The sequence below is a fragment of the Sorangium sp. So ce448 genome (genome assembly GCF_051520915.1).
Lineage (GTDB): Bacteria > Myxococcota_A > Polyangia > Polyangiales > Polyangiaceae > Sorangium > Sorangium cellulosum_B.
Genome location: NZ_CP150343.1, coordinates 853,723 through 873,281, shown reverse-complemented (window position 1 = coordinate 873,281; position 19,559 = coordinate 853,723). Strand labels below are relative to the sequence as shown.

The window sequence follows — 19,559 nt, the reverse complement described above, 5'->3', positions numbered from 1 at the left end:
CGATCTGCCTCGGGGGGACGACGGCGCGCCGTGCTCTTGACACCCCACGTGCCGTGCAAAGATTGGGCGGTGCGAAGAGACCGGCTCTCGGAGCCAAGGTCCCGTAACGCTACAACAAATCGGCCGTCGCGAGCAGGTTGACGGCGCCGCGGGCGGAGCCCCGGCGCGCGCCGCGCGCGGCGGTCATGGAGGATTGACCATGCTGCACCGAACCACGGATTTCGATCGCGCGTTTGCCATGATGGATGAGCTTCGCCGGCGCCTGGACTGGGTGTTCGAGGAGGCGGACGCGCCCCGCGCGTCGCTCCGCGGCGACTTCGACCAGACGTCCCGGTACGCGGGGGGTCCGCGCGTCTACCTGTTCGACACGGGGAGCGCCCTTGTCGTCAAGGCCGATGTTCCGGGTCTGACGGAGAAGGATGTCCAGATCTCGCTGAATCAGGACGTCCTGACGGTGAGCGGCGAGCGCAAGTCGGATGCGCCGGAGGGCTACCTCGTCCACCGCAAGGAGCGGGGCGCGGTGCGCTTCAGCCGGAGCTTCACCTTGCCGAGCAAGGTCGATCCGGAGAAGACGACCGCGGTCCTGAAGAACGGCGTTCTGACGCTCACGCTGAACAAGGCCGCCGAGGCGCAGCCGCGCCAGATCGCGGTGACGGCGCGCTGAGGGAGCCGGGAACTGAAGAGCGAACGAAGAAGAGGAGAGCGACGATCCAGCGACGAGCGGATCTGGCGTGTACCGAGGAAGGAGCGATGAACATGAGCACCGATCGCAGCTTGACCCACCGTGCCGAGAGCAACCCCGAGAAGATCCAGCAGCGCCCCGCCGTGGCGCCGGCGGTCGACATCTACGAGAGCGCCGAGGAGCTCCTGGTCGTGGCCGATCTCCCGGGCGTGACGCAGGATCGCCTGGCCGTCCGTGTGGAGAAGGGGGAGCTCACCTTCGAGGGCCGGCGGACCGAGGCGGCCGAGCGGGAGCGGGGCGTGGAGGGCCTGCCGGACTTCCGCCGCAGCTTCGTGGTCCCGCAGGGCATCGATTCCGAGAAGATCTCCGCGGATCTCCGGGCGGGCGTCCTGCGGATCCACCTGCCGAAGAGCGCGTCTCTCAAGCCGCGTCAGATCCCGATCAGCGCGAGCTGAGGCGGTGTGCCCGGTGTCCAGGCACCGTGTTGCCGATCACCGACGGCCCCCTCCGGGGCGGCGTCGGGGCGGCGCGCGGTGCCTTTCGCGCGCTCCGGGGAGGTGAGCCGGCGCTGATGTGTGGAGCGCACAGGCTCAAGGAGCTCTCATGTGCCGGTGACCAGCCTGCGGGCTGCGCGTGCAGGCTCAAGGCTCTATCAACGCCGCATTGTTGCCGAGGAGCGTCAGCGTCCACTTCGCGTCCTCGCCGCACGCGGTACCCTCCACATGCCGCACCTCGAGGATAAACCAGAGCTCATCGGGATCGGCGAAACGGTCGTTCCACGTCACGTAAAATGATTCGGGCGTGCCCTGCCCTCTGACGCCGGACGCAAAGCAATTCGGTGCATCAACTTCGATTTCTCCTTGATAAGCGATCAAATCGAAGTTCATCCCCGGCGGAGACTCGAGCGTGGCACGGAAGTGCTCGGAGCTGGCCTCATCTGCATTGTCGACGATCAGGATCTTGAACCACTTCGACGTGGTCCCCGTCACCGTCATCGAATCAGCATCGACGTCGCCCGAGATACTACCGAGAGCCTCTGCTCCCGTGCAGGTATTGGGCGCCGCATAGTCGCACTCGGCCACCGCTCCACCACTACCGGCGCCCCCGTCGCCTTCATTGCTCCCGACGTCGCCGCCCTCGCCCCCATCGCCGCCGACCCCGGTGGAGCCGACGCTCACGCTCGAGCTAGAACTCGAGCTCACGGACAGGTCTTCCCCTCCGGCGCCGCCATCACCGCCGAGTCCGCCGCCGCCGGCCTGCTCCTCGTAATAGCCGGGCAGCAGATCGTCGGTGCCGTTGGCGCACGCGGCGAGGGTGAGAAGGACCGCAGGAATGACAAGCAGCCGGCCGGGCGTGTGCATTGCACGCATTCTATCTGCTCTCGCGACAGCGGTCCAAGGAAGCCACGAGGCAACGTGAGATACCGTAGCGTCGTTCATCACCGCCGGAAACGGCGGCAACCGTTCAAGTTGTTTTCATCACTACGGACCTGAATTTCCGCAAAATCGATGATGACTCGGACCGGAGCGAAGGGCGGGAACGTCCACGATACACATCTGGAACTCGATGCCTCGCGTGCCGCCGTAGAACGCGAATGAAACCTCACCTCCAGACCCGCCCCGGAGACCGCTCCAGGCGAGCGCGGCCGGGACCGGGCCAGGGGCACCGCCGCACCACGCCGCCGCGCTCCCTCCCCCACCCGCCGCGGGCCCGCGCCGTCCCGGCTGGTGTCGGCGCGCTTCCGCGCCGTCCCGCATTTCGATAGTCTCGGCGCCGCTGAAGCCCGCCCTCAACGCCTTGCTCTCCCTGCGCGCGAAGACGCTGCTGGCGATCGCCGCCACGCTGCTCGGGCTCAGCTTTGCCTTGTACGGCGTGTCCTCGAGGGCGCTCCTCGCCAACTCGATGGCCGCCGAGGCGCAGGACACCCGCCGTACCGTGCAGGTGGCGCTCAACCTCTTCCGCCAGGCCAGCAGCGACTTCAACGCGCGCTGGACCGACTGGAGCCAGTGGGATGACGCCTACGCGTTCGTGCAGGACGGTAATCAAGAGTTCGTTCGCTCGAACCTCGTCGCCCAGCTCTTCGACATCGCCCGGATCGATCTCGCGGTCTTCGCCGGCGCAGACGGAAAGCCCGTGTACAGCACCGGCTACGACCACGCCACGAAGAGCTGGGCCCCCCTGCCGCGCGGCATCGCGGAGCGGCTCCGCGTCGGCGATCTCCTCTTCGGGCGGGACGCGCCCGGCAGCGCCGTCCGAGGCGGCATCGTCCTGCTCCCGGACGGGCCGATGCTCCTCTGCTCCCAGCCGAGCGTCGGCAGCTCCGGCCGTGGACCGGTCGCCGGCACCGTCACGTTCGGGCGCTTCTTGACCGACGCCGAGATCAAGCGCCTCACCGAGCCCGCCGGCCTCTCGCTCGCCGTGCACCGCCTCGACGATCCCCGGCTGCCCGACGACTTCCGCGAGGCCCGCGCCGCCCTGTCCGACCGCGACCCGATCCTCGTCCACCCGCTCGGCAGCGACCGGATCGCCGGATACACCGCCCTCAACGACATCGACGGCAAGCCGGCGCTGCTCGTGCGCGTGGACAACGACCGGGCCATCCTCAGGATGGGCCATGACACATTGCGTTATCTCGTGCTCGTGACCGTTGTCGTGGGCCTGGTCTTCGGCGGCGTGACGCTGCTGCTCCTGGAGAAGCTGGTGCTGTACCGGCTCGCCCGTCTCAGCCGGGAGGTCACGGAGATCGGCGGCGTCGGCGATCTCTCGGCACGGGTCGCGATGCCGGGCACCGACGAGCTGTCGCGCCTCACCGGGTCGATCAACGGCATGCTGTCGGCCCTGGAGGCGAACGCGCGGCGGCAGAGCCAGCAGAAGGCGGCGCTCGAGCAGGCGAAGGCGGCGGCCGAGCAAGCTCATGAGCGCTCGGACCGGCTCCTCCTCAACATCTTTCCGAGGACGATCGCCGATCAGCTGAAGGAGCACGAGCAGCTCATCGCCGAGCACTTCGAGGAGGTGACCGTCCTCTTCGCGGACATCGCGGGCTTCACCCCGCTCGCCGCGCGGCTCCCCCCGGCGGAGCTCGTCGGCCTGCTCAACCGGATGTTCTCCTCGTTCGATCAGCTCGCCGAGCAGCACGGCCTGGAGAAGATCAAGACCATAGGAGACGCCTATATGGTCGTCGGCGGACTGCCGGCGCAGCGCCCCGATCACGCGAGGGCCATCGCGCGGATGGCGATCGCCATGACGCACACCGTGCGCCAGTTCGTCGGCGACGACGGCGAGCCGTTCCAGCTCAGGATCGGCATCAACACGGGGCCTGTCATCGCCGGCGTGATCGGCAAGAAGAAGTTCAGCTACGACCTCTGGGGCGACGCGGTGAACGTGGCGAGCCGCATGGAGTCGAGCGGAGAGCCCGGCCGGATCCAGGTGAGCGAGGCGAGCTATTCCCTGCTCGCGCGAGATTTCCTCCTCGAGGAGCGGGGCCTCGTGGCGATCAAGGGCAAGGGCGCGATGAAGACCTATTGGCTCATCGGCGAGAACACACCGCAGTAGCGCGGCGCGCGGCGCGCGTCGCGATCCACGCTCGTTCGCGCTCGTAACCCACGATTGACGCGCTCCCGGCCGATTGACAAGGCCAGGCGGGCGTGCAATGGCTGCCCGCCCGATGTCAGACCAGGAGCGACGCGCCCTCATGGACAAGCAGGCCCCGAACGAGACGACGCTTCCCGTCACCGTCCGCGAACCGGCCCCCGGAGAGGACCGCGACGAGCTCGTGCGCCTCCTCTTCGGCGACGCCGCCGCGTCGGCCAGGCGGCCCGAGGAGTACGAGGCGCGCTATCCCCGGCGCGCGCTGCCCAAAGGCGCGATGGTCACCCGCTACGCGCCGAGCCCGACCGGGTTCATGCACATTGGCGGCATCTTCGTGTCGCTCATCAACAAGCGGCTGTCGCTCCAGAGCGAGGGCGTCTTCTACCTCCGCCTCGAGGACACCGACGTGAAGCGCGCCATCCCCGGCGCGCTCGACACCATCGTCGACTCCCTCGCGCGCTTCGATCTCTCCCCTCAGGAGGGCGTGCTCCGCGCGCCGGCCAAGGACGGAGACCCGTCGTCGCGAGGCGAGTTCGTGCAGCAGGGCAGCTACGGCCCCTATATCCAGACGGAGCGGGTCGAGATCTACCGGGATTACGCGATCGATCTCATCCGCCGCGGCTTCGCCTACCCCTGCTTCTGCACGGTCGAGGAGCTCGACGCCATCCGGCAGGAGCAGATGGCCCTCACCGTGAAGCCCGGGGTCCACGGCCGGTGGGCGAAGTGGCGCGACGCGCCGCTCGCCCGGGTGAAGGAGGCGCTCGCGGGCGGCACCCCGTTCGTGCTCCGGCTGCGCGCCCCGGACGACGTCTCCGGCCGCGTCGAGTGGAAGGACGGCGTGAAGGGCGTCATCTCGATGCCCGTCAACGATCTCGACACCATCCTCCTCAAGTCGGACGGCATCCCGACGTACCACTTCGCCCACGCGATCGACGATCACCTGATGCGCACGACGCACGTGATCCGAGGCGACGAGTGGATCTCGTCGATGCCGCTCCACCTGCAGCTCTTCCGCACGCTCGGCTTCAGGCCGGTCGAGTACGCCCACGTCCCGCCCATCCAGAAGCTCGATCGCGTGGAAGAGGTCGACCCGGAGACGGGCGAGACGAAGGTCTCGGACGCGCGGCGCAAGCTGAGCAAGCGCAAGGACCCCGAGGCGAACATCGCCTATTACCGGGAGATCGGCGTCCCCGAGACAGGCACCATCGAGTACCTCCTCAACATCGCCAACTCCGCGTTCGAGGACTGGCGCAAGGCGAACCCCGACAAGCCCTATTCCGCCTTCCCCCTCAAGCTCAACAAGCTCGCCCCCGGCGGCGCGCTGAGCGACATGGTGAAGCTGAAGAGCGTCAGCCAGGCGGTCGTGAGCCGGATGAGCGCCGAGGACGTCTATGCCCAGGGCCTCGACTGGGCCAGGGAGCACGACAAGGAGCTCGCCGCGCTGATGGAGCGAGATCCGGAGTACACGAAGCGCGCGCTCGGCATCGAGCGCGGCGGCAAGAAGTCGAACAAGCGCATCACCACGTGGCCCGACCTGCGGGCCCAGCTCTTCTTTTTCTACGACGAGCTCTACAGCGGCGTCGACGCGCTCGACTTCCCCGAGAACGTCCCGGAGGGCGATCGCCAGCCGCTGCTCCGGCAGATGCTCGACACGTTCGACCCGGCCGACTCGAAGGAGGCGTGGTTCGAGAAGATCCGGCAGATCGCGGTGGCCTCGGGCTACGCCGGCGAGGTGAAGCAGTACAAGGCCTCTCCCGAGTCGTGGAAGGGCCATGTCGGCGACGTCTCGATGCTCCTCCGGGTCGCGGTCTGCGGGACGAGGAACAGCCCTGATCTGACCGAGGTCATGGCGGTGCTGGGCGAGCCGCGCGTGCGGGCGCGCATCGCGCGCTTCCTCTGAGGCGCGGCGTGACGGGCCCGCGGGCCGCGCGACGAGGGCGCGGCCCGCAGCGGCAGGAGGAAGAGCGATGAGCGAGGTGTGCCGGTTCGCCCCGTCGACCACCGGGCCCGCCCACCTCGGCACGCTCGCCGCGGCGCTGCTCTGCTGGCTGGACGCGCGGTCGCGGGGCGCGCGGCTGGTCCTCCGGCTGGAGGACCTCGATCCCGACCGCTGCCGGCCCGAGTTCGGGCGCGCGATCGAGGAGGATCTCGCGTGGCTCGGGCTCGATTTCGACGAGCGCGTCGAGCAGCACGCGCGGAGGGCGCACCACGAGGCGGCGCTGGACCGGCTCGAGGCGCTCGGCGCGCTGTACCCCTGCTCCGCGACCCGCGAGGAGGTGCGCGCGATCGGCCGGCGCGCCCCGGACGGCGGCTTCGCCTACGACAACCGCGCGCGCGGCCGCGCGCTGCCGCCCGGCGGGTGGCGCGCGAGCGTGGAGCCGATCCGGGCGCGGCTGCCGGACGGCGTGTTCCGGCCCCTGGACGAGGGCGGGCTCGACCTGTCGCAGGAGCCCGCGCTCGCGATGGGCGATCCCGTGGTTCGCCGGCGCGACGGCGCCTTCTCCTACCAGCTGGCGGTGGTGGTCGACGACGGCGCGGCGGGCGTCACGCGCGTCGTCCGGGGGCGCGACATCGCGCCGAGCACCGCGACGCAGGCGGCGCTCCAGGCGCTGCTCGGGCTGCCAGCGCCGGTCTACCGGCACCACCTGCTCCTGCTGGAGGAGCGCGGCGGCAAGCTGGCGAAGACGCACGGCGCGGCGCGCGGCGCGGCGCTCGCCCGGAGCGCGCCCGCGCTCACCGGCGCGCTCGCCTGCTGCGTCGGCCTGCGGGATCGCCCTGATCCGTGCACGCCGGCGGAGCTGCTCCGGGAGTTCGACTGGTCGCGCGTCGCGACCGCAGACCGCGTCGTGAGCCTCCGCGACGGCTCGCTCACGCTGACGGCGAGCGGGCCCTGAGCGGCGTGTAGATCAGGCGGGCAGCGGCGAGACGGCGCGTCCCAGCATCGGGAGCCACGTGAGGATCGCGTTCGGCCGCGGAAAATCGTCGTCGTCGTCGTCGTCGCGCCGGCCATCACGCCCACGACGGGAGCGGCTGCCAAACAGCGTCCAGGCGCGCCACGCCTGCTCGGCGAGGTCGCGCGCCCGTCCCGACGAAGTGTCATGTCCAAGGAGCATCATGTGTGGCTGCCGCTTACCACAGGTCCAAGTCGGCGCGCCAGTGTTCCACGCCGAGGCCACGCGAACGTGACCGTCCCGATGACCGGCCGTGGTGCCCGGGCCGTCCCTGCTCTCCCTCACAGTGCCCGGGATGCACCCCCTCCACGGCGCGCCGGATGCAGCGACCTGGCGCTCGGTCTCCCTCGGTCTCCCGGCCCGTCACCGCGGCATCGCAGCCTGGCGACCCTCGCTGGAATGCGCCATGAACGTCGCCCGGACTCGTTCATGGCCACCGTCCCCGCCGCCCTGAAGCCGTCGTCGCCCTTCGCCGCCTTCACGTCGCGCGATTTTTGCGTTTACGCGGCGGCCCGCCTCCTGGCCACCGTGGCCTACCAGATGCAATCGGTCGCCGTGGGGTATCAGATCTACGACCTCACGCGAGATCCGCTCGCGCTCGGTTACGTGGGGCTCGCCCAGTTCCTCCCTGTCGCGGGGCTGTCCCTCGCGTCCGGGCACGCGGCGGATCGCTTCGATCGGCGGCGGATCCTCGTCCTTTGCTACCTCACCTCGGCGCTCGCGGCGCTCGCGCTCTTCTTCCTCGCGCGCTCGCCGAGCCCGAATTTGCCGGCGATTTACGGGGTCCTCGTGCTCCTCGGCACGGTGCGCGCCTTCCAGGGGCCGGCCGGCTCGGCGCTCCTGCCGACGCTCGTGCCGACGGAGCACTTCCAGAACGCGGTGACGTGGCAATCGACGCTCTGGCAGGTCGGCGCCATCGGCGGGCCGAGCCTGGGCGGGCTGCTCTACGCGCTCTGGAAGGCGCCCGCGCCCGTGTACCTGAGCGCGAGCCTCGCGCTCGCCGCGGCGTGCGCCGGGCCCCTGGCCGTGCGGGCGCCCGCCGGCCGCCTGGAGAGGAAGCCGCCGTCGCTCGCCACGGCGCTCGCCGGGCTGCGCTACGTCTACCGGAAGAAGGTCCTCCTCGCCTCGATCTCGCTCGACTTCGTGGCCGTCTTCCTGGGCGGCGCGGTCGCGCTGCTGCCCATCTACGCGACCGACGTGCTCGGGGTCGGTCCGAAGGGGTTCGGCTTCCTGCGCGCCGCGCCGGCCGTCGGGGCCGGGCTCATGGCCGTGGTCCTCGCCTTCCGGCCCATCACGCGGCGCGCCGGGCCGAGGATGCTCCTCTGCGTCGGGCTCTTCGGGCTCGCCGCGGTGGTGTTCGGCCTGTCGCGGAGCTTCCCCCTCTCGCTCGTCGCGCTCACCGTGATGGGCGCCGCCGACATGGTGAGCGTCGTCGTGCGGATGACCCTGGAGCAGCTCGCCACGCCGCCCGAGATGCGCGGCCGCGTGAGCGCGGTCAACATGGTGTTCGTCGGCGCCTCGAACGAGCTCGGAGAGCTCGAGTCGGGCACCCTCGCGAGGCTCATCGGGACGGTGCCCACCGTGGTGTTCGGCGGCCTCGGGACGATCGCGGTCGTGCTGCTCTGGGCATGGCTGTTCCCCGAGCTGCGCGCGGTCGACCGGCTCGAAGACACGCGCGCGAGCTCCGAATCCGAAGAAGACGCCGCCGAGAAGGCCTGACACGCGCCTCGCGTCGAGCGCGCGCAGCACATCATCGCTCCCGGCCCGGTGAGGGGCAGTCGCTCTCTCGAGGACTGGAGAGGTCCACTCCATTCGTGAGCCCCGCGGCGAGAGCGCGAGACAACTCGGCGCGAATTTAACCGCGAGCACAGCCGCAATCTCGCGAGGCCGAGCGCAACAAACGCAACAAGCGTAACAAACGTAACTGAACACGACCGAACACAACCGAACACAAATCCAGTGCGAACCGGTGCGAAAACGATTGCGCACCACGTACGACGCACCGCTTCCCAGATCATTCGCAATTTGACGAGGACGTTATAATGCACACTGAGCGGCACGCCATCATACAACGCACGACGACAATCCCAGCCAGGCTGTCCGAATTGCTTGACACAGAGGTAGCCCATGACCTTACATGTCTTATGGATACGATTATCGCGTGGGCTGTTGGTATCATGATGACATGGGCCCCGCCTGGGAAGAGCTTCATCAAGGACGCGGTCGAGACGCCCGAGGAAGGCCGCGCGCGTTACCACGAGATCGCGCGCGCGGCGGCGAAGGTTGCCTATGATCCCGCATTGAAGCCGCTCTTCGGCGGCCCGCGCGGCCGAGCCGAGACGATGGCGCTGCTCTTATCGATCGCGTATTTCGAGAGCGGTTACCGTCGCGACGTGGACCTCGGGCTCGGGAAGCTCTCGCGCGGCTCGGGGCTCGACTCCTGTCTGCTCCAGGTCCGCGTCGGCGCCGGCAAGACCCGGGAGGGGTGGTCGCACGAGGATCTCGTCGGGGATCGAGAGAAATGCTTTCGTGCGGGACTCGCGCTGATCAAGGGATCCTTCGGGGCGTGCCGCAAGCAGGAGCCGCGCGACCGGCTCAGCGCATACACGCGCGGCAGGTGCATCGACAACGACAAGCATTCGAGGGCGCGCATTGGACGTGCGCTGAACGTGCCGCGCGCGCCGATGACGGACGCGGCGGTGCTCGCCGCAATGCCCGGGCGCGCCCCCCTCCCCGCGGCGCCGCCGAGCGCGCCGTCCGGGACCGGAGCGGCCAGGCCGGTCGCACCAGTCGGGACCGCCGGAAACGACAGCTAACGAGGCGAGGAACGAGGGGATTGGCCAGCGCGCGAGCGCGTTGCGATCGCCCCGCACACGACCGCTCCGGCCGCGCCGGACGACCCGCTGGAGGCGCGCTCAGCCCCGGATCAGGTTGGTGGCCGCCTCGGCGGTGAGATAGCTCTTGCTCTTCATTCCCAGGCGGATCGACGACAGGCTCACGTCCGTCTCGCCTTGGAGCGCGGCGATCGTCAGCGCGTTGTGGCAGTAGATGTTGATGAGCTTCGGGCTGCCGCCGCTCCTCGCGTGCAGCAGCTGCTGGGACGCGAGGCCCAGCTGGAGCCCCCGCCTGCTCCCTCCGACCGAGCACATCCGGAAGTCGATGTATTCGATCATCTCCTGCTGCGTCATGCCGGGCAAGAGGAGCGACTGAGCGCCCGAGTAGAGCTCGCGCGGCACGCCGTTCGAGGCGAGGGTCGCGGGGAGATCGGGGGCGCCCACCAGGATCATCGAGAGCTTGCCCGCCGGGGCGCAGCGCAGGATGTCATGGAGCTCCATCAGGAGATCGTGATCCTCCGGATCGACGCCGTCGACGACAAGCACCGCGATCGCGTCCGACCCGGCGCGGAGGAGCGCTTGCCCGAGGAACGCGTCGACGAGGAACTGCTGGCTCAGCGTCGGTGTGATGGCCGTCGCCCCCACCTGCCTGCACAGCGACACGAGCGGCCGCGTCCCGAAGAGCAGCTGCGGCTCGACCGAGAAGACATGGATCCGCGGGACCTTGTTCTTGATCATCTCACAGACGAAGGTCCGGCCGCTCCCCGGCTCGCCCACGAGGATCGCCGGGCGCTGCCCGGCGACGATCTGCGACGCCAGCGTCCTCAGGATCCAGGCATAAGGCCCTGCGTCCCAGAAGTAGCTCGGCTGCCGGATGTCGCTGAACGGATAGCCTGTCAGCCCGAAATGGTCACGGTAGCTGTACTGGCCGGTGAAGTGCCCGACGGCGGTCGAGCTGTTCACCAGGATCGTGCCCGTCGGCGTCGCGAGCGGGCCCCTCGGCGGCGCCGGGAGCTCGCTTATCCTCGTATCGGAGAGATCCATGGGCGCGCCGAGCAGCGCGCTCTTCGGCTCCGCCATCTCTCGCGGCCTGACGCTGCTGCGCCGGAGCATCAGCATGTCCTCGAGGAACGCCACGATGTGCCCGGCCGACGGCCGCTCCTGCGGCCTCTTCGCCATGCAGCGGCGCAGGAGCTCCGCGAGGAGCGGGTCGATGTCCGGCATCGCCAGCTTCGGATCCGGGACGGGCGCGTGGCAGTGCGCCTGGAAGCAGCCAGCGAGATCCCGCGCCGAGAAGGGCGTCCTGCCCACGAGCAGGTGGTAGAACGTGCAGCCGAGGCTGTAGATGTCCGACGGAGGCGCGATGTCCTGCCCTGTCCATTGCTCCGGGCTCATGTAGAACGGCGTGCCCTCCAGCGTGCGGGCGGAGCTGCTCCCCAGCGGACCGCTCTCCGGATGGGACGCCAGGCCGAAGTCGGCGATCTTGAGCGTCCCCGACGCATTGAGGAGGAGGTTGGCGGGCTTGACGTCGCGGTGGGAGATGCCGAACGACGCCGCGAGCTCGAGCGCCGCCGCGGCCTCGCGCATCTTCTCGATCCCGAACTGCTCCGGCAGGCGGCCGCCGTGCTGCTTGGCCGCCTGCGCCATGGTGAGGCCGTGGACGTACTCCATGGCGATGTAACGGACGTCCTCGTCCTCGCCGACCTGGAAGATCTGCACCACGTTCGGGTGGAGGAGGCGCGCCGCCGCGCGCGCCTCGCGCAGGAAGCGGTCGCGCCGCTCGGGATCGGTGTCCGCGCTCCCCTTCGCGATGAGCTTCACCGCGACGTCGCGCTGGAGCACGCTGTCCCTGGCCAGGTACACGGCGCCCATCGCGCCGATGCCGAGCAGCTGGATCAGCTGGAACGGTCCCAGCCACTGTCCCGCCAGGTGGGTCAGCGTACTCGCAGGCTCCGCGATCATCGGACTCTCATTCCCATCTTGCCATCAAACCCGTGCGCTCGCCGGGCGAATGCGTCGGCTTCCAGTCCACGACCCGCTCACGACCCGCACGAGGGGCTCACAGCTGCCCCGCGCCGGGCCCCGCGTCGCTCCGCGCCCGACCCCGCCCCAGGATGTGTCCCATCGTGAACGCGGACAGGACGAGGACCGTGACGATGATCGGCACGGCGTAGGTCGCGAGGGACGCGATGTTGGGCACGGCGCCCGCGGCGCCCGCGCCGGCCGCCGCCTTGTCGGCGCCGCCCACCGTCATCAGGATGGCCGTGGCCATCGAGGCGGCGATCGAGAGCAGGGCGATCGCGAGCCCCGCGGCGAGGCCGCTCGGGCCTGTCGGCTCCAGCACCACGGGCGCAGCGGCCACCGGCGACGCGATCCCCGGCGAGGCGACCGGGACCGTCACCAGCGGACCGTCCAGCTTGACGTGGACGTTGACGACCATGTCCTGGCCCGCCCACGGGATGACGAGCCCCTGCGGGCTCGCGCTCGCGACGGCAGGGGGCGTTGCGGATGCCGGGCGCGCCGCCGCCCGGGACTCCTCGTGGTGGATACCGCTGGTCATCATGGCCTCATGGGCAGGGTTGGTCTGGTAGTGCAGCGTGTCTGCGTCCTCGTCGAGCGGGCCCGGGCGCCGCTTCGCCGGCATCACCTCCGTGACGCTCGACGGCGCCGGCGCGCGCTGCTCCGAGAGGGGCGGCCGCTGCGCGGGCGCCCGCTCCCGCGCGGGCGCGGCGTCGGCCTTGCGACCGCCCCCGCTCGCGACGTGATCGGCGGCCGCCTTCTTCATGACGTCCGCGATCACGCCGTAGACCTCGGTCCATGCAGACTCGACGTCGCGCGTGAAGCCGTCGCCCAGCCCTTCGCGCAGCGTCCAGAGCAGCGCATCGCCCACCACGTCGTAATGGCGATCGACGACCATGTAGCCGTGGTGCCGCACGCCGAGCGCCTGGAGCACCGGCACGAGCCTGCCCAGGTTGTTCAGCCCATCGACGGCCACGGCGAGCGTCTGCATGAGCTTCTTCTTCTGCTCGGCCATGTCGTTCTTGAACATCGGGCGCACCGACGGATCGAGCTCGAAGAGGCGGTCGTAGAAGAGCGCGGCCGCGGCGTCCGAGATGGGCATCACCTTCGCCCATGATCGCTGCACGAGCTCGATCGTGCGCAGGCTGATCGGCGCGCCCGCCGGCGCCGCCGGGGGCGCGGGCGCGGGCGGCGGCGGGTCGCCCTGCCAGGGCGGCACGACCCCCACGAGCGTCCGCGAGGCCTTGGTCGACGAGGGCGGCGGCACCGACTTCGGCAGCTGCACCGCCTGCTCCACGGGCGCCGAGCGCTGCGCCGGCTGCGAGGAGCCGAGCCGCGGGGCCTCCCTCCCGGCCGGCGCCTGCGAGGGGTGGGCCTGCGCGCCGCCCACGGCCGAGTGCGCCGCGGCGGCCTTCTTCATGACGTCGGAGACCACGCCGTAGACCTCTTTCCACGCGGACTCGACGTCGGCCGAGAAGGAGTCGCCGAGCCCCTCGCGCAGCGTCCAGAGCAGCGCCTCGCCCACCACGTCGTAATGGCGATCGACGACCATATAGCCCTGGTGCCGGACGCCGAGGGCCTGGAGCACCGGCACGAGCTTGGGCAGGTTGTTCAGCCCATCGACGGCCACGGCGAGCGTCTGCATGAGCTTCTTCTTCTGCTCGGCGATATCGTTCTTGAACAGCGGCCGCACCGACGGTTCGAGCGTGAACAGCCGCTCATAGAAGAGCGCCGCCGCGGCGTCCGAGATGGGCATCACCTTCGCCCAGGACCACTGCACGAGCTCGATGGTGCGCTGGCTCAGGAGCTCCGGCGGCTGCGCGCTGCGCGCCTTGTTGAGGAACTCGGGCGCGCCGTAGGCCCCCGGCCCTCGCTGGGTTGCAGGCCCCGTGGAGGGCAACGCACGCGCCGCGGGCGCGGGCGCGCTGGCGCTGCGTTGCGGCTTGGCGGCATCCCCCGGCGTCGCGGCGCCGCGCGTGTTGGTCGAGGGTGCGAAGGGATCGTTCGGTTTGGCCATCGTGGTTGTCCGCTGGAGGTTACCGGGAATGCGCCGGTGAGGTGCGCGCCGCGGCGCGCGTGTTCAGAGCACAGGAGCCGCCTCTACCGCCATCCTACATCAGGGGGCCGGCGCCTGCCTACGGCGCGGCGAGAGGGCTGCGCCGCCGGCGCGAGACGCCCGTGGAAGCGCGCGCCATGTCCACCAACGCGCCCCACCAACGCCCGACCAAGGCGCAACGAACGCACGACGAACGCGCGCAGATCGCGGCGACCTCGCCGGGGGCGCGGCCGCGCGACGAGCGGACCGAGGCCGCGGATGGGGCGCTGGCGAACCGCACGTGTACCGGCCCCGTAGCGCGGCGCACTTCCCGAGCGACACCGCCGACGGACAGGGCATCGGAGCGGCGGCGCGCCGGAGCCGCAGAGAGCGATGGAGTTCGCGCCATCGACGCTCGTCGACGCTCGTCGACGCTCGTCGACGCTCGATGTTCCAGAAGGGGTGAGCGTCTTATCGCCCTTGCGCTCGAGCCGCTCCGTGCCGCCGCGCTCCGATGGAACGACTCGGACCCAGGGCGCGCGAGGCCGCCGGGGCGACCAGGACCTCTCCCGAGAGGCACACCAAGCGAGCAGGCAAAGCGCGCGACGAGCAGCGCTCGCCTGAAGCGGCCGGACGGCGGGCTCGCTCAGACCGCCTCTCCGGTCTCACGCTCGGCACAAGCGGACAAGCCCTGAAAACGAAAAACGCGAGGTGGCCTTTCGGCCAATCCTCGCGTCCTCTTGCTACTTGGGTCGTGGTTGCGCGGGCGGGATTTGAACCCACGACCTTCGGGTTATGAGCCCGACGAGCTACCAGGCTGCTCCACCGCGCGAGAGGGAATCTACTCACGGCCTCGCTTTGGTCAAGGATTCTCTCAGGGCCCGGTGTCGATTGTGTCCATCTCCCCCTCGGAGGCTTTCCGATGCCTTCCAGGGCCTGCCGAGGGAGGCGCAGCTCGGCTGCGCTCGAGCGGCCCCTTCGTCCCCCTGCCCTCAGCCCAGCCAGTCCGGCACGAGCGGCGACGGCGCCGCCGTCGAGATCACCCAGAGCTGGTGCGCCGCGCGCGTCGCCCCGATGTGGAGCAGGTGCCGCGACTCGTCGTCCGCCGAGTAGGTCGACGCGTTCACGTCGACAAGCACCACGTAGTCGTACTCGAGGCCCTTCACCTGCCGGACCTCGGTCACCTCGACGCCGGGGCGGAACGCGAACTCGTAGGCGCGCACGCGCCGGAGGTTCGGGATCTCCGCCATCCTGAGGGCGTCGTAGTAGACGTCCGCCTGCTCGGGGTGGCGCGCCAGGATCGCCAGCGTCGCGCGGGGCTCGCGCGCGAACAGCGGGCGGATCGCGTCGGCCAGGAAGGCGACGGCCGCGCCGGCGCTCGGGAAATGGTGGTGCTCGACCGGCGCCCCGCTCCGCGGGGCGAGGGGCGGCGTCGGATCCGCCAGCGGGCCCAGCACCGCGCGGGCGAACGCGAGCACCTCGCGCGTCGAGCGGTACGCGATGCGCAGCGGCTCGACGTCGACCCGCGACAGGCCGAGGTCGTCGAGCGTCGCCCGCCAGTCGCGGAAGCCGGAGTCCATGAAGAGCCGCTGCGCCGTGTCGCCCGCCAGCGTCACGCTGCGCGGCTCGGCCACGACGCCGAGCAGCACGGCGAGGTCGATCGGCGCGAGATCCTGCGCCTCGTCCACGAAGAGGTGCTCGTAGACGAGCACGTTCTTCCCCTTGCGGAGCTCGCCCCGGAGCAGCTGGTACGCCCGCAGGAGGAGCGCGTCGTCCTCGGGGTCGAGCACCGCGCGGTCGTCGCTCGAGACCTCGCGCCCGTCCCCGCCCCGGTCGTCGTCGTCGTCCGCGGGCTCGTCGGCCATCGCCGCCTTGCGCTCGGCGCGGTCGCCGGGGTCGAGGTCGAGCACGGCGGGGCAGCGGTCCGCGCACCAGCGCCACGCGCGCTTCACCTGCTCCGGGCCGAACTCGGGGTCGCCCGCCGCCTCGAAGGCCGCCAGCACCCGGTCGAGATCGGTGAGCACGTCCGCCCAGAACGCGAGGGTGCCGCGCGAGTCGCGCCGCGCCCGCGCGTCGTCCTTGAGCTCCGCCGCGCGCTGCTCGAGGAGGTGGAGCATCGCCGGGTGGGTCTTGTAGCGGGTCACGACCGAGGGGGTGTTCTCCTCGATCGGCGCCTCGAGCCACGGGAACGCGCGCTTCCGGGCCGCGCGCGCCCACTCGGAGAACGTCTCGACCGCGATGCCGCCCAGGCCGAGCGCGGGGAGCGCCTCGCTGATGTACGCGCGGAGCGCGGGGCTGCCGACGATGACGAGCATCTTGTCGGCGGTGAAGCGGCGGCCTCCGTTGTAGGAGAGGAAGGCGAGCCGGTGGACGCCGATCGTCGTCTTGCCGCTGCCGGCGCCGCCCTGGATGACCACGATGCCGGCGTCCGGCTTCGAGATGAGCTCGAACTGCCGCGGGTCGAGGAGCGCCGCGATCTCCGGGAGGTGCCGGTCCTCGCGGGCGTGGAACGCGGCCCCCGTCCCGAGCCCGCCGCGCGCGCCGCCCGCCGCCGCGCGCGCGATGTCGCGCATGTCCTCGGGGCGCACCGCGCTGCCCTGCCCGCCGGAGAGCTCGGTCGCCCGCGTCGCGATCTCGCGGAAGCCGCCCGAGGGCCCGCGCACGAGCGTCCCCTGCGGCGCCGAGATGCGATAGAGCTCGCCGTCGTCGATGGTCACGGTGCGCCGCACGAGCACGGTGCCCTCGACGTCGCGCTCGCCGAAGGTCTCCTCGTACTCCGCGCCCTCCTCGTAGCGGTAGTAGATCTGGCTGACCGGGGCGTGGCGCCAGTCGACGATCCGCACGCCCGCGCTCGCGTCGACGAGCGTCGTGCGCCCGATGAGGACATCGCGCTCGGGGCGGCCCTTCTCCCGGAGGCGCAGGTGGCCGAAGTAGGGCGACTTCGGATCGACCGGCTCGACGACGTTCTCGTTCCGCCGCGCGGCGATCCCTTGCAGGCGCTCCATCTGCTGCACCAGCGCCGGCACGTCCTCCAGCCGCGCCGCCGCGATCTGATCGCGCAGCGAGAGGAGCTGCTCCTCGTAGTTCTCGACAGGCGGCGGGCGCGACGGCTTGGTCGCGGCGGCGGCGAGGTGCGCGGTGACGCGGGCGAGCAGCGCCTCCTCCTCGCGGACGATCGCCGCGCCGTGCTCGCTCAGCCCGGCGCCGGGCGCGCCGTCCGTGGGCGTATGCTGCGTGTGCGGCGCGGGCCGGGCGGACGTCGTGACGGTGGCCGAGGACGGCGCGGTGGACTGCTCTCGGGTGGGCGTGGTGCTCGTAGAACGATTCGCGGTCACGGGGATGCCGATGCGATGGTGGATGAGGTGACAGGCTGAGCCGGAGCGTCAGCACGCCAGACATCCGTCGCGGCCCGTTGACGCAGAAGGGTCGGACCTATTGACCGATCCGGCACAGCTCCGCAACCGCCGCGTGGGGCCCCCCACGCTATCCGCGTTTCGGCGCGTTTTCACGGCCGGCGCGCGCCTCGACGGGGCGGTTCGCGCCTCGGCGTGCGCCTCGACGGGCCGGCGCGCGCCACGCGAGCGCCCTCGATGCGTAACGTGCCCCGCGTCCGAGGGCGGATCCGCCGCGGGCGGTGGCGTTCTGGATTGAGGTCGCGTGGGCGGACGCCGTACAAGGCAGCGATGCAAAACTGCGCGACCCGGTCCGACCGGCTCCTCGAGCTGATCCTCTTCTCGCTGCGCGATCGCGGGGCGCTCTGCGCGCTGGTCCTCGCCGCCTACCGGGTCGAGCTGACCAGCCTGCTCGACCGCGTCTCCTCGGGCTCGATCGGGGACGACGACGATCGGGAGGTCGCGCCGAACGTCCGGGGGGATCGCGCTGGCGGATCCCCGGCGCGCGCCCGCGCCGAGGGGCGCCGTACGGAGGCCCGGATCAGCGAGGAGGACGCGTTCCTCATCTACGATCTCGCCGGGTGCATCGCCGAGGCGGCGGGCGCGGCCCGCCTCCCGGTCGTCCGCCGCGACGCGCTCTCCCTCCGGGAGAAGGCGGCCGAGGTGCACGCCGGCGGCGAGCGCGCTGAGCGGGACATGTTCGCGGCCGGGCTCAGGGTGATCGACCGGATCCTCGACGCGGCCCGCGCGCAGCCCTCGCCGCGGAGCGAGCCCGCGAGCAAGGACCTGAACTGAGCAGAACCGAGCGGGACCGAGCGGGAGCGTGCACGCCGGGCGCTCCATCGATGGCCTGCTCCCTGCACCCGGTGCCGCCGCGGGGCGTTCCGCCTCGGTCCCTGGGGCGGGCTCGCGTCCCGGCGGGTCGCGCTCGCGCCGAAGGACAGCATGAGCACCCCCTGCGCCGGCTCCCTCTCCGCGCCGCGAACGCTGCGAAGCCCGCTGTGGCGCGCGGCCTCGAGCGCGCCGATGCGTGTCTCTTTCGCCGGGGGCGGCAGCGACCTGCCCGGCGTCGCCCGACAGGACGGCGGGCGCGTCGTGGGCGCCGCGATCGATCTGCGCGCGCGCGTGATCGTGGAGCCGTTCGATCGAGGCTGGGTACGGCTCGAGCTCGCCTCGCGCGGCGAGGGACGGGCGGAGCCGCGCCCGACCGAGGGCGCGGGCAGCGCCGGAGAGGCGCGCGTCCTCCTGCGGCGCCGCGCGGATCCTCCGCGCGACGATCTCGCCTTCCGCCTGATCGAGGCGACGCTCTCCGCGGCGGGCGTGGGCGACGGGGTCGCCCTGCGGGTCGAGAGCGAGACGTCGCCCGGGGCCGGCCTGGGCGGCAGCGCGTCGGTGGCGGTGGCGGCGCTGTTCGCGCTGCGCGCCTCGCTCGGAGAGCCCGTCGCGCCGGAGGATCTGGCGCGCGAGGCGGTCGCGATCGAGCGCGAGCGCCTGCGCAACGCGTGCGGCGCGCAGGATCAGGTGTTCGCGGCGTTCGGGGGGCTGCTCGATCTCGCCTTCGACGCCGGCGGCTGCTCCGGGGTGCGGCCGCTCGCGATCGGCTGCCCGGACCTCGTGCCCGCGCTCTCGGCGGGGCTGCTGCTCGTGGACACGGAGGTGCGGCGCGTGTCGGGCGAGGTGCTGGACCGGATGGACCCCGGCTCGGCGTGCGACGCGAAGGGTGAGCTGGTGGCGGCGGCCGGCGAGGTCGCGCGCGGCTTCGAGATCGGCTCGCTCTCGCTGGTGCTCTCGGGCATGCGCCGGGGCGCGGCCGCGAAGGTGCGCCTCTCGAGGGCGGCGAGCGCGATCGCGCTCTCGCTGGAGCGCCGGCTCGACGGCCTCGGGGTCGAGGTCCTCCGGGTGTGCGGCGCAGGCGGCGGCGGGCACATCCTCGTGTGGGCGCCCGCCGAGCGCCACGCGCGCATCCTCGAGGCGCTCGGCCCCTGCCTCGTGCGGCGGCCCGCGCTCGGCGCCCCCGGCGTGCGGCTCGACGGGGACTGACGCGGACTGACGCGGACT

Annotated in this window: 14 protein-coding genes and 1 tRNA gene; 9 read left to right on the top strand and 6 right to left on the bottom strand. The window is 71.4% G+C overall.

Features of this window, described 5'->3' with window-relative positions:
• Window positions 1-199 precede the first annotated feature (199 nt).
• Together WMF45_RS03245 and WMF45_RS03240 are read left to right on the top strand one after the other, a co-directional pair.
• Window positions 200-664, top strand: a complete 465-nt coding sequence (locus WMF45_RS03245; protein ID WP_437715499.1) for an Hsp20/alpha crystallin family protein — start codon at window positions 200-202, stop codon at window positions 662-664.
• Between the two features lie 92 nt (window positions 665-756).
• Window positions 757-1,137 carry an Hsp20/alpha crystallin family protein gene (locus tag WMF45_RS03240; protein WP_437715498.1) on the top strand — a complete coding sequence of 127 codons (381 nt, stop codon included), beginning with the start codon at window positions 757-759 and terminating at the stop codon, window positions 1,135-1,137.
• A 186-nt stretch (window positions 1,138-1,323) separates the two neighbouring features.
• Here WMF45_RS03240 and WMF45_RS03235 read toward each other — a convergent pair whose 3' ends face one another.
• Entirely contained in the window at window positions 1,324-2,043 is a 720-nt protein-coding gene (locus WMF45_RS03235) for a hypothetical protein (RefSeq protein ID WP_437715497.1), read from the bottom strand.
• A 436-nt stretch (window positions 2,044-2,479) separates the two neighbouring features.
• Here WMF45_RS03235 and WMF45_RS03230 point away from each other — a divergent pair, with 436 nt between their 5' ends.
• The 3 genes from WMF45_RS03230 to WMF45_RS03220 all read left to right on the top strand — a co-directional run bounded on the left by WMF45_RS03230 (window position 2,480) and on the right by WMF45_RS03220 (window position 7,164).
• Window positions 2,480-4,234, top strand: a complete 1,755-nt coding sequence (locus tag WMF45_RS03230; RefSeq protein ID WP_437715496.1) for an adenylate/guanylate cyclase domain-containing protein — start codon at window positions 2,480-2,482, stop codon at window positions 4,232-4,234.
• A gap of 139 nt (window positions 4,235-4,373) precedes the next feature.
• The gene (locus WMF45_RS03225) at window positions 4,374-6,170 is read left to right on the top strand and encodes a glutamate--tRNA ligase (protein WP_437715495.1); all 1,797 of its coding nucleotides are present in this window, start codon (window positions 4,374-4,376) and stop codon (window positions 6,168-6,170) included.
• 67 nt (window positions 6,171-6,237) lie between these two features.
• Window positions 6,238-7,164 carry a glutamate--tRNA ligase family protein gene (locus WMF45_RS03220; protein WP_437715494.1) on the top strand — a complete coding sequence of 309 codons (927 nt, stop codon included), beginning with the start codon at window positions 6,238-6,240 and terminating at the stop codon, window positions 7,162-7,164.
• 12 nt (window positions 7,165-7,176) lie between these two features.
• Here the strand turns inward: WMF45_RS03220 and WMF45_RS03215 are convergent, their stop codons facing one another.
• Window positions 7,177-7,386, bottom strand: a complete 210-nt coding sequence (locus WMF45_RS03215; protein WP_437549338.1) for a hypothetical protein — start codon at window positions 7,384-7,386, stop codon at window positions 7,177-7,179.
• A gap of 234 nt (window positions 7,387-7,620) precedes the next feature.
• Between WMF45_RS03215 and WMF45_RS03210 the strand changes: the two genes are divergently transcribed.
• Together WMF45_RS03210 and WMF45_RS03205 are read left to right on the top strand one after the other, a co-directional pair.
• Entirely contained in the window at window positions 7,621-8,940 is a 1,320-nt protein-coding gene (locus tag WMF45_RS03210; RefSeq protein WP_437715493.1) for an MFS transporter, read from the top strand.
• 458 nt (window positions 8,941-9,398) lie between these two features.
• Window positions 9,399-10,037 carry a hypothetical protein gene (locus tag WMF45_RS03205; protein ID WP_437715492.1) on the top strand — a complete coding sequence of 213 codons (639 nt, stop codon included), beginning with the start codon at window positions 9,399-9,401 and terminating at the stop codon, window positions 10,035-10,037.
• Window positions 10,038-10,136: 99 nt separating this feature from the next.
• On the opposite strand, the gene WMF45_RS03200 is transcribed toward WMF45_RS03205, so the two are convergent.
• The 4 genes from WMF45_RS03200 to WMF45_RS03185 all read right to left on the bottom strand — a co-directional run bounded on the left by WMF45_RS03200 (window position 10,137) and on the right by WMF45_RS03185 (window position 17,444).
• Window positions 10,137-12,017 (bottom strand): protein kinase domain-containing protein, encoded by a 1,881-nt coding sequence (locus tag WMF45_RS03200; protein ID WP_437715491.1) that lies wholly within the window; start codon window positions 12,015-12,017, stop codon window positions 10,137-10,139.
• Between the two features lie 97 nt (window positions 12,018-12,114).
• On the bottom strand, window positions 12,115-14,091 hold the full coding sequence (locus tag WMF45_RS03195; RefSeq protein ID WP_437715490.1) for a globin family protein: 1,977 nt from the start codon (window positions 14,089-14,091) through the stop codon (window positions 12,115-12,117).
• A gap of 773 nt (window positions 14,092-14,864) precedes the next feature.
• A tRNA-Met gene (locus WMF45_RS03190) sits at window positions 14,865-14,941 on the bottom strand.
• A gap of 160 nt (window positions 14,942-15,101) precedes the next feature.
• A complete protein-coding gene (locus WMF45_RS03185) occupies window positions 15,102-17,444 on the bottom strand; it encodes an ATP-binding domain-containing protein (protein WP_437715489.1) in 2,343 nt (780 codons plus the stop codon).
• A 348-nt stretch (window positions 17,445-17,792) separates the two neighbouring features.
• On the opposite strand from WMF45_RS03185, the gene WMF45_RS03180 reads away from it, so the two are divergent.
• Together WMF45_RS03180 and WMF45_RS03175 are read left to right on the top strand one after the other, a co-directional pair.
• Window positions 17,793-18,296: a hypothetical protein gene (locus WMF45_RS03180; RefSeq protein WP_437715488.1), complete on the top strand. Its 504-nt coding sequence runs from the start codon at window positions 17,793-17,795 to the stop codon at window positions 18,294-18,296.
• 231 nt (window positions 18,297-18,527) lie between these two features.
• Window positions 18,528-19,541 (top strand): GHMP family kinase ATP-binding protein, encoded by a 1,014-nt coding sequence (locus tag WMF45_RS03175; RefSeq protein WP_437715487.1) that lies wholly within the window; start codon window positions 18,528-18,530, stop codon window positions 19,539-19,541.
• The last annotated feature ends 18 nt before the right edge of the window (window positions 19,542-19,559 follow it).